The organism is Pseudoalteromonas sp. G5_S1_14_S5, from assembly GCF_054968605.1.
Map to the genome: position 1 here is coordinate 40,058 of NZ_JBQKUM010000002.1, position 14,435 is coordinate 54,492.

Sequence of the window (14,435 nt, forward strand, 5' to 3'; positions counted from 1 at the left end):
CCATGCAATTTCTAAATAAGCCATTTTTATCTATAGCCCTAACGCTGCTGTTGGGCGCTTTCTCGTCATTTTCATCATTGGCGGCTAATGCCGTGGCTAGCGTTTCACAGAACAGTGTCACCAAAGATGAGGTATTCCTACTTAAAGTGACCACCGACGAGAAGGTCTCTTCTAATGCTCTGGATCTCACTGCGCTTCAGCGAGACTTCTATGTCGGTACACCAAGCTTTGGATCATCAATGCGAATCATTAATGGTAGCCGTTCGGTGTCTAGTGAATGGAATATCACCCTTGCTCCACTGCGCTTAGGCCAAATACAGATCCCAAGCTTTGATATTGAAGGGGCTAAAACCAAGCCTATCACCATCAAAGTGGCCGTTAATAAATCGGCGCCAACTCAACATGATATGGCTGAGTTTCAACTTAATCTAAGTAAGAGCTCACTATATCCACAAGAGACCGCAGAGCTTGATGTAAAGCTGATCATTAAAGCCGATCCAAGAAGGCTGCAAGATCCGAAAATCGCGCCACCAAGCTCTTCTGGCTTAGACGTAGAACCGATTGGGGAATCGAAGCAGTTTCAAGATGTTCTCAATGGAAAGGAGGTGACGGTAGTCCAACAGTCATTCCGTATCTCGTCACAAAAGGCTGGTCAATTTAAGCTGAACGGGCCGAAGCTAACAGGAGCAGTCGTCTACTCAACCAACAACTCCCGTGCAACACGTTTGTTCCAACTAGACACACCCATTGAAACCTTAGATGTCACCGTAAAGGATGTGCCACAAGGTTACAAGGGTGAGTGGTTACCAACATCGAACTTCAAATTGATTCAGCAATGGTCGGATAGCCAAGGTAACGAATTCACCAGTACCAATGGATTAGAAGGCAACAAGCAAGCTATCGAAATGGAAGCGGGGGATTCTTTAACTCGTACTATTACCATGACGGCGAGTAACTTAACGCAGCACCAACTACCGAAACTGAATATCACCTACCCTAAATCGGTTCGTGTTTATGAAGAAAAGCCGCAATTTGGTACCACAAAGTCCGGCGATGCAGTTGTAGTATACAAACAGGTTCTAATCCCAAAAGAAACAGGAAACATCTCGCTTCCTGTCATTTCCCAAGCTTGGTTCAACACTGATGCTCAATCAGAACAAACCAGTAAAGCTCTGGGCTTAGAGCTAGCAGTAACAGCAAGTGATCGTGTTGTATCAAGCGCACCTCCAGTTGCTAGCGCGCCGCTCCAACAAACAGCGCCAACAGTGATTAATGTCGATAATCCTAGTTTCTGGCCTTATCTCACCGCCCTATTTGCTGCTTTGTGGCTAGTCAGCTCAGCGATGGCATTCTACTTCTGGTCACGCCATGGAAAAATCACACAATCGAAGCGTCCAGAACAAGGGGCTTCCAATACCGAAGTGGCGCTAGTCACCGCTCTAAAGGCGCACGATGGTGTGATGATCAGAAGTTTGTTTGAGCGATGGAAATCTGAAAATGCTGATCTAAGTAACGAGGCGTTGCAAACCGTTGAAACCGAACTGACCAAGCTAAACCAAAGCCTTTACAGTGAAGCCGGTTCATCAGCCCAAACATGGAGTCCTGAGCTGACAATCAAAACGGTGAAGAAGCCCAAGAGAGTCTCTAGTAAAAAAAATAATAGCTCGCTAGAAAAGCTTTAGTCGACACTTCTCACCGAAAACAGTAAAGCACAAAGGTCGTTGATCATATGGAGATCAACGGCCTTTATTTTATGAATGAGAGGCTGTGACTTTTTTACGTTTTAATGCAGAAACAATTCGATTTCGTCCTGAGCCTTTAGCTTGATATAAGGCTTTATCTGCCTTGCCATATAGCAGATCAAAATCGAATTGGTGCTGGTCAGAAGTTATCGAGGCATAGCCAACGGATGCCGTTAAATAGGGGCTAGTGCTACTTTCACAATGCCGGATTTTTGCCTCTTCAATGCATTTTCGAATCGATTCTGCACGTTGCTTTGTCTCTGAGTGATTCGTGCCAATCATCAACAACATAAACTCCTCTCCGCCAATACGACAGAAGGTTTCTTTGTCATTGTGAACATGAGCATTCAATATCTCGCCTACCGTCCTCAGAGCCACATCCCCTTCAGTATGGCCATAGACACTGTTGTACAAACCAAAATGATCAAGGTCGACGAGAATCAACCCAAATGTGATTTCATGCTGTGAGGCAAACGGACCTTGATCATTGCAGTTCAAGTCCTCTAAAACCTGCGACAGCATACGGCGATTTCCAAGACGTGTCAGAGGATCCAGCTTGGAGATGATGTCTAGTTGCTCATTCGCCAACTCTAGCTCTTGAGTACGTTTACTGACTTCTTGCTCCAGTGTTTCATTGAGCTTTTTAAGTTCTTCTTGAGCCATAGTTCTTTGCAGCACCTCAGCAAGGCTTGAAGCAAAGATACGTATTACCTCACTAAGCTGTGAGGTTAAAGGGCTGCGAGTCAACAAGTTATCGGCAGCGATAAACGCAATAGGCTCACCCGTATTTGTGGTGAGCATAGTCATGGCCGTCCAACCAACGCCAACAATATTGAAATCGTGGTAAATAGGGACCGACTCTTCGAACGCGACTTGATTCGGACAAGCACGTGCTGCCGCGACAATGTCACGTTCCACTAGCTCAGAGCGATAATAAGACTCATCAACAATATCACCTTTGATGTCAGTGCCCCAAGTACCCTGCATGTAACTGCATTTTTTGTCTGTTAGGAAAACAGCAAGTCGATCGATACCTAGATGTTGAATCGCAAAACTAACAGCGGACTTACATACTTCACTGACGCTATCGCATCGAGACAGCTCAACCATACTCGAGTGCAACATACGTATGTTCTGCTCTTGGCGCTTGCGAATATAGATCTGAGAGAGCAAGGAGCCAAAAGACTCAAGCATCTGCTTTTGATAGTTAGTAATCGGAGAACGATGAATGTTGTTATCCATGGCGATCCAGCCAACAGGTTTGTCCCCTTCACGCAAGATAAGCATGCCATTCCACCCCTGCCCGACCACGTTACCTTTTGTATACAGAGGCACATTGTCGATGATGACTAGATTAGTATGGTTATCAGATAACGCTTCAATGTATTCCGCTTCAAGTTGATGCAAATCGTATTGAGTGTGGTGTTCACTGTTGGTTTTACCCGCTTCGTCGGTGCCATAAGTCCCACTGAAACAACGCTTTTTCATATCAAGCAACATAAAGATCGCTCGATCAAATCCTAGCCTATCTCGAACAGCCTCAACCGAGGCTTTATACAAAGCATCTAATGATTCGGGATTGGAAAGCTCAAGCGCGACCTGATGAACCAACTTCATGTTCTCAACAAACAGTTCACGTAGCTTTATCTCATCTAAGTATTGAGCTTCACGTGTGTCTCTATGTTTGATTTCTAGCGCAGCGTTCTTCTCTGCCCGAATGCACTGCCAACGGGCTGCGGCTAACTGAAGTACATCAAGGTCTTGATCAAAAGTCTGGTTTATCTGCTCTGTACAACAATTTTGAACAATTAAATAAGTTCTTGAGGCAGGCGCATTGTCGAGCATCATGATGAATGACTCGCCACCAAGTACCTTCATGTGTTCCCACTTACAGGTGTTGATAGCCATAGGCAAAACCCCGTCCGCGGTATCAAACTGGGCAACCCAAGGCCAAAATGTAGCAGGATAGTTCGCCAATGGAGAAAGTTCGCCGTGAGAGAATAGCGGTAATGCATCGCTCTCTTGCGTCGGCTCAGCAAATATTCCTATCCCTTTGGGGGCTAACACGTTAACCAGATAGTCAAAAAGAGATTCAGCCAACAGACGATGGTCGCGGGTCGCAGATATTTGTTTTGCAAAGGCTTTAACAGGCACAGCTTCCTTCCATTGGTGATTAAGAATAAAGCAAAAATACAGAAGCCTTGATATGCAATCAATATAACTAAAAATGAGATGTTAAGCGGGTCGCAGTTTCACCCTTAACATTATCACAAGCATGAGAAGGACGACAAAAATGGGATTCTCTGCCCAAAATTACATCGATATTGGGTCTTTTTTAGACACATAAAAAAGCCCCACCTAAAGTGGGGCAAAACTTCCATCGCTTGTAGTTATAGTGATAATTCTGTTGTTCTATTCGATTATCTAACCTGCGTTTCAGTTAGTGTGTAAAGGTATCTAATCGTTTAAATACCGCACGTAAATGGTCGATTAACCAAAGTCACCATTAACGTAACCTTTAGTTCGATCATCTTTTGGCTCACTGAAGATAACACTGGTTTCGTTATGCTCTACAAGCTCTCCCATTAGGAAGAAAGCAGTACGGTCTGAGATACGACGCGCTTGCTGCATTGAGTGCGTTACGATAACAATAGTGAAGTCTTTCTTCAGATCTTCCATCAATTCTTCAATCTTGTGTGTCGCGATTGGGTCTAGAGCCGATGTTGGTTCATCCATCAGGATTACATCGGGTTCCATTGCAATGGTACGAGCGATACATAGACGCTGTTGCTGACCACCAGACAAACCAAATGCGTGAGCTTTAAGACGATCTTTTACTTCATCCCACAGTGCTGCACTACGTAGCGAGCGCTCAACCACCTCATCGATGTGCTTTTTATCTTTGATACCTTGAGCACGGAGTCCGTATGCCACGTTCTCGTAGATACTCATTGGGAACGGGTTTGGCTTTTGGAATACCATGCCTACACGGATACGTAGGTCAGCTACATCGATATTGCCGTAGATGTCAGTGCCATCCATATCCAGCTTACCTTTAATAGTAACGCCTTCAATTAGGTCATTCATGCGGTTCAAACAACGCAATAGTGTTGACTTACCACAGCCAGACGGGCCAATCAGAGCAGTCACCTGACGAGTTGGAATCGGCAGGTTGATAGATTTAAGCGCTTGGTTGTCGCCGTAAAACAGATCTAGGTTCTCAATATCAAATTTGTTCATGTTCGTAATCTCTAAATTCTTAAATTCGTGTCTAACTTGATGCTTTCTTTATCACGGGGCTCTCTTTATTGTTGAGCCAGTAGCTAGTGAGCTTAGTAAGTTGCCGTGTTGAAGCGTCTCGCAATCAGTTTTGTAACCATGTTGATCAAGAGAACCAATACAATTAGGACTGTCGCCGTGCCGTAGGCTTGGTTCCACTCATCGATAGTAAATAGCTCTGTTGTCAGCTTATATAAGTGAACCGTTAGTGTACGGCCAGAATCGAATACCGACTCAGGAACTCGTGCCACCATACCTGCTGTTAAGAACACAGGTGCTGATTCACCAATGACACGACCAATACTGAGAATGACCGAAGTTAAGATACCTGGCATTGCGCTTGGTAAGATCAAACGCCAGATAGTGTAGATTTTTGAAGCGCCAAGGCCGTATGAACCTTCACGGTAAGTTTGTGGTACTGCCATCAATGCTTCTTCTGTAGTACGAATGATTACAGGAAGAATCAGAATACTTAGCGTTAGTGCGCCCGATAAAATCGAGAAGCCAAGACCAAGAATCGAAACAAAGAAGGTCATACCGAATAGACCGAAGATAATCGACGGAATACCCGCTAGAGACTCAGTACAGAATCGAATCGCTTTAACCAGTCGGCTACCAACTTTCGCATATTCGGTTAGGTAGATTGCTGTCATGATGCCCAGTGGTGCTGCAACGGCGATCGATGCAATTACCATGTAGATCGTGGCGATGATCATTGGGAAAATACCACGTTCTTCACCAGTACGAGTGTAATCGTCAGTGATGAAGTTCCAATCTACGTATTGCAGACCGTTCGATAGGATGTACCAAATAATCCAGAATAAGAAACCAACAGTGACTGCTGCTGCCGCCCAGATAAAACCTTTTAGAATGTTATCTTTAGTTTGACGGGCTTGTTTTAGTTTTACGAGATCCATATTACTCATCCCCGCTTACTTCGATTTTTCACGGTTAAGATAAAGTAGAGCACCATTTAAAATCATGATGAACACTAGAAGTACAACACCGGTTGCGTAGAGTGCATTTGCATGAACGCCACTTGCGTAAGACATCTCAATCGCAATGTTTGCTGTTAATGTACGAGCCGAGTCCAAAATACCTTCTGGCATTGCTGGAGCGTTACCCATCACCATGATGATTGCCATGGTTTCACCAAGTGCACGACCGATACCTAGAATCACACCTGTCATAATGCCAGAGCGAGCAGCAGGAACGAGTAGCTTAAAAATCGTATAGATTTTAGAAGCACCCAGTGCAAGCGAACCTTCTTTATAAGTGCGTGGTACTGCACGAATCGAAGTTTCAGAAACCGTAATAACGGTAGGAAGAATCATAATACCCAGAACGATGATACCTGCCAGAATGGTGTTACCCGCTGGTACAGAGAAAATGTTCTGAATCATTGGAACGATAATTACTAGACCAAAGAAGCCGTATACTACCGACGGTATACCCGCTAGAAGTTCAACTGCAGGACGAATAATATCAGCAAGACGCTTTGGAGCAATCTCAGCAATAAAAATAGCGGTTAATACACCTACTGGTACACCAACAACTACAGCGCCTAGTGTCGACACAATCGATGCAACAATCATGGTTGCAACACCGAATAGAGCTGGTGGTAACCAGTCAACACCCAAAACAATGCCAGAAACACCGGCTTCTTGGAATGCAGGGATACTCTCTGCAACGATAAAGTAAGCGATAACGGCTAGTGATACGATGCCGATTACAGCACTCGATAAGAACAAGCCGTGGAAGATTCTTTCTCTCCAATCAATGCGCTTTTTAGTACGCAGACTCGGCTTATTGATTTGAGTCGCTTCAGTATTCATAAGCTTTTCACTATGTGCGATGGTCATATATAAAATCTCAAACTTTGTGGCTCAAAAAGAGCTCGAAATAACCAAAGTTGAAAGAAAAGGCTCAGCCTAAAGTCAGGCTGAGCAATAATTTAAAGTGATTCAGTTAAGATTAGTTAACTGTGATGTAGCCTTTCTTACCAGCGATAGCTTGAGCTTCGTCTGCAACCATCCAGTCTAGGAAATGTTGAGTTTCAGCTGTTGGAGCGCCAGACTTGTAAAGGACTAGGAAAGGACGAGCAACTTTATAAGAACCATTCTTAACGTTATCTACAGTCGCTTCAGCGCCGTCGATAGTTAGAGCTTGAACAGATTCGTCAACTGTACCTAGAGAGATAAAGCCGATTGCGTATGGGTTGCTTGCTACAGAAACTTTAAGTGCGCCGTTACCGTTTGCAACTTGTGCACGTTGAGAGATAGCCGATACTTTCTTATCGCCGATCTTCTTCTTAAGCTTCATGATGTCTTCGAATGCACCACGTGTACCAGATGCAGTATCACGAGTGATTGCAACGATTGGCTTGTCTGCACCACCAACATCTTTCCAGTTAGTGATGTTGCCTTTGTAGATTGAAGTGATTTGCTCAGAAGTAAGAGCAGATACTTCGTTATTTGGGTTTACAACGACTGCGATACCGTCACGAGCGATAACTAGCTCTTTCAGGTCAGCAGATTTCTCTTCTTCTTTAAGGTCACGAGAAGAGATACCTAGGTCAGCACTTCCATTTTTTGCTGCTTTGATGCCAGCAGAAGAACCTGGAGCTTGAATTTCGATGAACACTGGTTCGCCTTTATTCATGTAGGTTTCTGCAAAAACTTCAACCAGTGGAGAAGCACTGTTAGAGCCAACTACAGAGATAGTTTCTTTAGCTGAAGCTGTATTCACTGTTAGAGCACCTAGAAGTGCGATTGCACCGATAACTGTCTTTTTCATCACAAATTTCCTTTAGTGGCGTTATTGCCGTAATGTTGTGTTTGCTTGAACGGTGCCCACTTTAGAATCCAAATGTGACAGTTGTGTTTCACTAAATTGAAGCCTATATGACAGCTGCAATGTATTTTCTCGTTTCTCCTTATTAGATGCCTTCAAAGTAATACGCTGCCTTGTTCTATAAGCACTAAGTATTCACTCCAACCAAATGAAAACAACCTGCTCAATTAACCATCACTGCTCATATTTAGATAGGACATGGACAACTCCCCCCCCTTATTGTCCTTATTTTTATAAAGGTAAATAAGCTCAATTGGAATAATTAATAACCAAAAACATATCAAATAGCCATCACACATATCCAAATCAAATCCATTACTGATTGAATTGTCATTCTCAGAAGTTAGAATGACCCGCTAATAACAATAATAACAATGGCTTCTGCTCATTAATTTATTCAAAGAGGGACATTACATGCGCCAACTTCTCAGTGGCTTATCTATAAAAATACAAATACTAATACCTGTACTCTTTTCCGTCGTATTGCTTTTGGCGGGGGTTATTATCGGTGGTGACAAACTAGAAAATGCCTTTAAAGAGGTATCTATCGCAACAGACCAACTGATCCTACATAAAGAGGAGCTCAGCGAAATCGTCGACAACAGCTACGGGATGCGCATCAAAGCGATCTACAGCTTGTTCAATGCAGATGATGTGAAAACCTTGGTTCAAACTCTTAATGAGAAGCGTGACCTGAATACTCGTCTGTTGAACTCATTAAATACTGTGCCGGGGATGCAAGACGAAGTAGCAGCGATGAGTAAGGCGATGAATCATTATGTCGACTTTTCTCGTACAACAATGCTTCCTTTATTAAAGGTAAAACATGGTAATTCAGCTCTGTCTTCTGACTTCAATGCACGTTACCAAGTGGCCATTGACCAATACCGTCATGCAGGCAACGAGATGGTACAAGCCATCAATAGCCTATCTAAAAAGCTTAACTTACTTGCAACGCAAGAAGTGGACATCAATGGTCAGCAACACACCAACACACTTGATACGGCAACGGTAGCTCTGTTGGTTATCCTTTCAGTCGCACTGGGCATCAGCTGGATACTCGCAAGCATCATTGTTAAACCAATAAGCAATATTCAAGCAACCATGCGTGAAGTTGCTAAAGGTAACTTGTTAGTTAAAGCAGAAGAATACGGCGATAACGAAATCTCTCGCCTAGCAAAAGACGTTAACCAATCGGTAGACCAACTGCGTGACACCGTAAGTTCACTTTCTCGAATCAGTATTGAAGTCGCTTCTGCTTCCACAGAGCTAGCAGCAGTAATGACGCAATCAAGCGTGAACTCAGATCAAGAGAAGCAAGAAGTTGAACAAGTTGCTTCAGCAGTGAATCAATTGGAGAGCACAGCTTCTCACGTTAACGAGAATGCAGTTCAAGCAGATTCGGCGTCTAAGCAAGCTGACGAGATGGCAACGCACAGCATGAGTTTGTTTAACGAAAGCAACAAAGCCAATGAGCAAATGGCTATTCAGCTTAGTGAAGCAGCGAATGTGGTAGGAACACTGAAAGAGCACTCAGAACAGATTGGTAAAGTAATTGAAGTGATTCAAAGCATCTCTGAACAAACTAATCTACTTGCGCTTAACGCGGCCATTGAAGCGGCGCGTGCGGGAGAAAGCGGTCGTGGTTTTGCGGTAGTTGCCGATGAAGTTCGAATGCTAGCGGCACGTACTCAAGACTCAACCAAAGAGATCCAAACCATTATCGAAGGTTTGCAAATCCAATCTGGCAACGCCAATGAAAGTATGAGCAACTCACTGGCGATGCTAGAGCAAAACCAAGCGCTTGCTAGTGAAGTGAGCATCGCCCTTTCTGGTATCGCTAACTCGGTAACGGACATGACGGAGGTCAACACTCAAGTAGCCTCTGCAGCCGAAGAGCAAAGCCAAGTGACGTCAGACATCAACCGTAATATCTCAAACATCTACAGCTTAGTAAGCCAGAACGTAACCGGCATTACCCAAGCTGCTGCTGCCAGCCATGAGTTGTCTAACCTTGCAGAGCAACAGAAGCAACAGTTGGGTTTCTTCAAGGTGTAAAGTTTAAGGTTTAATATTCGATCTTATAGTCAAAGCACCCCACCTAATAACAAAAAGCCAGTCACTCGTGACTGGCTTTTCACTAATAAACTCTTTCGTTGAACAAACTTCGTTACTCAAGCTCTGCATCCCACATTCGTTCTATCGCTTCGACTCTTCGGATCTGCTTTAAAGAAAAGTGGGCAACTCTGAGCTCCGCAATTGTCTCTTGTCGTTCGGCTTGTGATAGTCCTGTGTCGTCTAAAATATCTTTTCGTTCTGCTAAGTAAATCTCCAAAGCACCTTCAAAATCCGCTCTTTGCTGGTCAAGTATTTCAAGCCTTTGCGCTGCTTCATCACCCACCAGCTCATGTCGCTTCAAATATTTCTCTTGCTGATCAAGCCCTTCAGAGTTGGATAATTGTTGAAGCAGCACCTGATTCTTGTGACTCGTTTGAACATAATCGGCTTGCTCAGAGATTAAAGAGTCTAACCGTTGTTGGTACTCCAACTCATTCAACCCTTCTTGCTTCAATCGAAGCTTTTCTAGGGCAATTTCCCTCATTTGGTTATCGTGAGTAAATAAAATACTTATCTCACTAGGGCTAAAAAACTGAGCCTGAAGCTCGAGTAAGGCTAGGTTTAAGCGTTGTAGATCATCGACAGAGATCGAGGAGGGGTCGAACTGAACGTCCAATGACGTCAATGCCGATTTGTAATCAAGGTATTTGGCAAACAAGGCCTCGTCGACAATCGCACCTTGTGATTGAGCATAATGTTGAGCAACGTTGCTACGAATATCTTCAAGGGTAAGCTCTGTTTGTCCAGAGACAAAGTAATCCATTGTGTCTTTAGCCGATGCATTATCAATATCGGTGTCTTGTTGAGAGCTCACTTTCAACGAGGAGATACTTTGTTGTTTGCTATTGCTTGGGTTTAAGCCCTCTTCCACTGGATATAAAAGAAAGACCGCCGCTGCACTCATCAGGGCTATCGTGGTTGTCGAAAAAATGGCGGCCTTAATCATTATATTTCCTTATGGTATTAATGAATCTTCAAAACAGTCTACAAGCCTGCCAACTTCAATCGGTTAGCGTGCTGGCGATACAACGTCACCGGATCAGTCTCAAACAAATGATGGATGCCTAGCAAACCATTGATCTCATCCAGATGGTTCATTTTGTAATCATCACCAATCACTTTACCTAGGTGAGAACTGCAGGCTCCAACAAGCCCATCATTTGGTTCGTTAAACGCTAAACCTAGCACTGTCATCGCCGCATCGGTCGGGTCCAGAAGGTTGGTAAAAGTGGAAGACCCTGTCCATGAGTAGTAATAAACACCGTTGCTGGCTTGCCACTCACCATCACCGCACGCAGAGGTTGGAACCCCTTCAGGGTAAAACTGATTGAAAACAAGAGAGCCTTCTGTGGTCAGCGCTTCTAATGATGCCAAGCCATCTTGTTCTAGCTCAGAACCGCCGGACAGTAGGTTGATGAGTGTCGTCAAACCACCAGCCAACTTAACTGCAATCCCTTCTGAAACTGAACCCTCAGGTACCGTTCCACGGACTAAATCCGCTACTTTTGAGCCTTTATGAACGCCGCCTATACTCGTTACCGATGCGACAAGGTCTGGTCTCACTGAGGCCACATACCGTGCAGTGGGGCCACCATGACTATGCCCGACAAGGTTGACTTTTTTTGCTCCGGTTGCTGCTAGAAGTGTCTCAACTTGATCCAATAACTGCTCTCCCCTAACCTCTGAGCTATTCGTCGCTGATACCTGTGTAACGTATACGCTCGCACCATCTTTGGTTAAGGATTCAGGTACTCCGTAGAAGTAATCCACACCCGCTAACGTATCGAACCCAAATAAGCCGTGCACCAACACAATGGGATATTTGGTTTCAGTGTATCCACTGACTTCTAACGCCGATGCGCTTGTTCCTGCATAGACCCCCATGCTAGATAGGCAGGCGATTGTCCAAATTAATATCTTTTTCAATGCTCTCTCCTTAAACAAGTTAGACCTCTGTTGAGCATCAAAACTTAGGTGATAATTTTATAAAACTAAAAAGGGTGGCTCGATATTTGTGATGTTGAACAGGAAATAAATAAAAGGAATGAACATTTAGTAGGCGAATAACAATCAACAAAAATAACAATAAAATACTGATTAAATTAATATTTAACCAAGATGACGGGGTAATTGTGACTCTTAATCTCCGCTGCTGACTACTTACGAAGCCATAGCTTAACCAATGACTGTGCGACCTATGGCTCAGATAACTATGTATTTTGGGGCTTAACACACCCTACTACCGCTACTCATAAATATATTGCCAACCATATCTTGGCCTATTCGCTCTCTACATTTAATTTCTAGTGAATTAGCGACAGCTCTATATCTTCAAATACCAAATGAAAAACTAAGTATCAGTGGTTTACATAAACTGCAGATACAAAAAAACCGCCTATTTAGGCGGTTTTTATTTATCTAAACTTTATCAATAAAGCTTTTAAACTGGCCAGTAATTACTCGTCGTCCACTTTTGGCGCGACTTTCTTCTTAGGAATAAACACGCTATCACCCACAGCCACATTTTGGTGAAAACTCTTATCGCGTTTAACTGGCTTCTTCGCTGTCTTCTTCGCTTGAGGTTTGCCCGCTTTCTTAGCTGGACCGCCCTTCTTGAAGGCTGGCTTACGAGGCTTGATGCCTTTGAACTTACCTTTAAGGCCTTCAAGGACTGAGAAGTTAAGATCTTGCTGCAGGTAAAGCTCAACGCGCTTGAAGCTGTCCCAGTCTTTTGGACCGACCAAAGAGATTGCATCACCTTTATTACCAGCACGACCGGTACGACCAACACGGTGAACGTACTCTTCAGTGTGCTTAGGCATATCAAAGTTGATAACATGGCTCACGTTTGGAATATCAATACCACGTGACGCAACATCTGTTGTTACTAGAATCTTGTAAACCGCGCGCTCGAACTGGCTCATGATGGCATTACGTTGCGTTTGGTTTAGGTTACCACTCAGTGCAACCGCTTTTAGCTTCTTCTCATTAAGCTTATCGGTTAGACGATCAGTATCAGCACGAGTTGCCGTGAAGATCATAACCTGGCGGTACTCAGCCTCTTCCAGTACTCGGTCTAGAATCGCTTCTTTATGATCCAAGTGGTCACACAGGTAGAATTTCTGCGTGATATCAAGGTGCTGCTCATTCGATACACCCACAGAAATACGCTTAGGAGCGTCTAGCATCTCATTAGCAATATCGTTCACTTCTGCGTGATCAAGCGTTGCTGAGAACATCAAGGTTTGACGGCGACGGTGCTTCGCAGCATTAGCAATACGGCGCAGTTCAGGCGCAAAGCCTAGATCAAGCATTCGGTCAGCTTCATCAAGGATCAGTGTTTCAACACCATCTAGAAACAGCGAACGGTGCTCTAGGTGATCGGCTAAACGGCCAGGAGTCGCTACGATAAAACGAGGGTATTTACGCAGTGCTTTAACTTGATCATTAAAGTTCTCGCCACCTAGGATAAGAGTCGCTTCGTAAGACAGACCACCCAGCATGCTACGCAATTCGCCATATACCTGCTTAGCCAACTCACGAGTAGGAGCCAAGATTACACCACGAGGATCACGAGCAGAAAACGCTTTGGTTTTTAATGCTTTGTGAATCATTGGCAAAACAAACGCCAATGTTTTACCTGAACCCGTTTTTGATGAAGCCAATAGATCCTTACCGGCAATAGCAACAGGGATCGCTTTCGATTGGATCTCTGTCGCTTTCTTAAAGTCGTAATGTTTTAAGTTCTTCAGTAAGCGGTTATCTAAGCCTAAATCTTTAAAGTGCAAAGGACTCTCCAGTCATGATGGTATTGAATAAGTTTATTTTAACGCGACATGATACCGCGAAAATGCTTTATAAGGATAGAGATCACAGTAAATTTATCCTTACTAACAAAGTTATTTAGAGCATTGTATGCGTTGACACCAAAGGGCTGCCTCTATTAAACCAGAGGCAAAGTTCTTCAAAATAAGCTATCTCATAAGTGAGACAGAACGTGATGCTCAGCTAATTACCTCAAAAATTTAGCAATTTCTTTAGTTATTGTTTTTGCGCTTAAAAAATTAGTCGCTACAATCATTAATGAAGCGACTATATGGTAAAGAATGTATAGCGCATCTTTTGATGTAAAATAAGCAAGGAGTTCTCATGAATAAGACGTTAATCGGCGCTGCAGCCTCAGTTTTCATTCTAGCTGGTTGTTCTTCAGAGCCAGAAGAAGCTGCAGTGTCAAAAATGGATCAACTAACGAATCAAGTCGCTCAGCTTACAAGTGAAATTGAAGCACTTAAGAGTGATAAAGCAGCAGCAGAAATGAAAGCTCAAGAAGCTTCTGAAGCCGCTATGGCAGCAAAAGAAGAAGCGGATCGTGCTAACGACCGTATCGACAACATCGCTGAGTCTTACACTAAGTAGTTTGATATTTAAGCGCGATTAAGCTAT

11 protein-coding genes are annotated in these 14,435 nt (G+C 43.7%); 3 read left to right on the plus strand and 8 right to left on the minus strand.

The window, feature by feature from the left end; translation table 11 throughout:
* Window positions 1–2: 2 nt before the first annotated feature.
* Window positions 3–1,682, plus strand: coding sequence for a BatD family protein (locus ACTRWI_RS00840; protein WP_499128523.1), 1,680 nt, complete (start codon window positions 3–5; stop codon window positions 1,680–1,682).
* Window positions 1,683–1,751: 69 nt separating this feature from the next.
* Here ACTRWI_RS00840 and ACTRWI_RS00845 read toward each other — a convergent pair whose 3' ends face one another.
* The 5 genes from ACTRWI_RS00845 to ACTRWI_RS00865 form a co-directional block, all read right to left on the minus strand.
* A complete protein-coding gene (locus ACTRWI_RS00845; protein ID WP_499128526.1) occupies window positions 1,752–3,896 on the minus strand; it encodes a sensor domain-containing diguanylate cyclase in 2,145 nt (714 codons plus the stop codon).
* 336 nt (window positions 3,897–4,232) lie between these two features.
* Window positions 4,233–4,982: a phosphate ABC transporter ATP-binding protein PstB gene (gene pstB, locus ACTRWI_RS00850; protein ID WP_004737715.1), complete on the minus strand. Its 750-nt coding sequence runs from the start codon at window positions 4,980–4,982 to the stop codon at window positions 4,233–4,235.
* 92 nt (window positions 4,983–5,074) lie between these two features.
* Window positions 5,075–5,938 (minus strand): phosphate ABC transporter permease PstA, encoded by an 864-nt coding sequence (pstA, locus tag ACTRWI_RS00855; RefSeq protein WP_032498030.1) that lies wholly within the window; start codon window positions 5,936–5,938, stop codon window positions 5,075–5,077.
* A 15-nt stretch (window positions 5,939–5,953) separates the two neighbouring features.
* Window positions 5,954–6,883: a phosphate ABC transporter permease subunit PstC gene (pstC, locus tag ACTRWI_RS00860; protein ID WP_499128534.1), complete on the minus strand. Its 930-nt coding sequence runs from the start codon at window positions 6,881–6,883 to the stop codon at window positions 5,954–5,956.
* Window positions 6,884–6,995: 112 nt separating this feature from the next.
* Window positions 6,996–7,817, minus strand: a complete 822-nt coding sequence (locus ACTRWI_RS00865) for a phosphate ABC transporter substrate-binding protein (protein WP_499128536.1) — start codon at window positions 7,815–7,817, stop codon at window positions 6,996–6,998.
* A gap of 471 nt (window positions 7,818–8,288) precedes the next feature.
* Here ACTRWI_RS00865 and ACTRWI_RS00870 point away from each other — a divergent pair, with 471 nt between their 5' ends.
* On the plus strand, window positions 8,289–9,932 hold the full coding sequence (locus ACTRWI_RS00870) for a methyl-accepting chemotaxis protein (RefSeq protein WP_499128539.1): 1,644 nt from the start codon (window positions 8,289–8,291) through the stop codon (window positions 9,930–9,932).
* A gap of 112 nt (window positions 9,933–10,044) precedes the next feature.
* Here ACTRWI_RS00870 and ACTRWI_RS00875 read toward each other — a convergent pair whose 3' ends face one another.
* The 3 genes from ACTRWI_RS00875 to ACTRWI_RS00885 form a co-directional block, all read right to left on the minus strand.
* Window positions 10,045–10,938 (minus strand): lipase secretion chaperone, encoded by an 894-nt coding sequence (locus tag ACTRWI_RS00875; RefSeq protein WP_499128540.1) that lies wholly within the window; start codon window positions 10,936–10,938, stop codon window positions 10,045–10,047.
* Between the two features lie 38 nt (window positions 10,939–10,976).
* Window positions 10,977–11,918, minus strand: coding sequence for a lipase family alpha/beta hydrolase (locus ACTRWI_RS00880; protein ID WP_499128542.1), 942 nt, complete (start codon window positions 11,916–11,918; stop codon window positions 10,977–10,979).
* 530 nt (window positions 11,919–12,448) lie between these two features.
* A complete protein-coding gene (locus ACTRWI_RS00885; RefSeq protein ID WP_004737728.1) occupies window positions 12,449–13,780 on the minus strand; it encodes a DEAD/DEAH box helicase in 1,332 nt (443 codons plus the stop codon).
* Window positions 13,781–14,141: 361 nt separating this feature from the next.
* On the opposite strand from ACTRWI_RS00885, the gene ACTRWI_RS00890 reads away from it, so the two are divergent.
* Complete coding sequence (locus tag ACTRWI_RS00890) at window positions 14,142–14,408, plus strand: Lpp/OprI family alanine-zipper lipoprotein (protein ID WP_499128546.1); 267 nt, start codon at window positions 14,142–14,144, stop codon at window positions 14,406–14,408.
* The last annotated feature ends 27 nt before the right edge of the window (window positions 14,409–14,435 follow it).

Coding starts and splice junctions, on each gene's coding strand:
- ACTRWI_RS00840 (WP_499128523.1), top strand. CDS start 3: ATGCAATTTCTAAATAAGCCATTTTTATCTATAGCCCTAACGCTGCTG.
- ACTRWI_RS00865 (WP_499128536.1), bottom strand. CDS start 7,817: ATGAAAAAGACAGTTATCGGTGCAATCGCACTTCTAGGTGCTCTAACA.
- pstA (WP_032498030.1), bottom strand. CDS start 5,938: ATGGATCTCGTAAAACTAAAACAAGCCCGTCAAACTAAAGATAACATT.
- pstB (WP_004737715.1), bottom strand. CDS start 4,982: ATGAACAAATTTGATATTGAGAACCTAGATCTGTTTTACGGCGACAAC.
- ACTRWI_RS00875 (WP_499128540.1), bottom strand. CDS start 10,938: ATGATTAAGGCCGCCATTTTTTCGACAACCACGATAGCCCTGATGAGT.
- ACTRWI_RS00870 (WP_499128539.1), top strand. CDS start 8,289: ATGCGCCAACTTCTCAGTGGCTTATCTATAAAAATACAAATACTAATA.
- ACTRWI_RS00890 (WP_499128546.1), top strand. CDS start 14,142: ATGAATAAGACGTTAATCGGCGCTGCAGCCTCAGTTTTCATTCTAGCT.
- pstC (WP_499128534.1), bottom strand. CDS start 6,883: ATGACCATCGCACATAGTGAAAAGCTTATGAATACTGAAGCGACTCAA.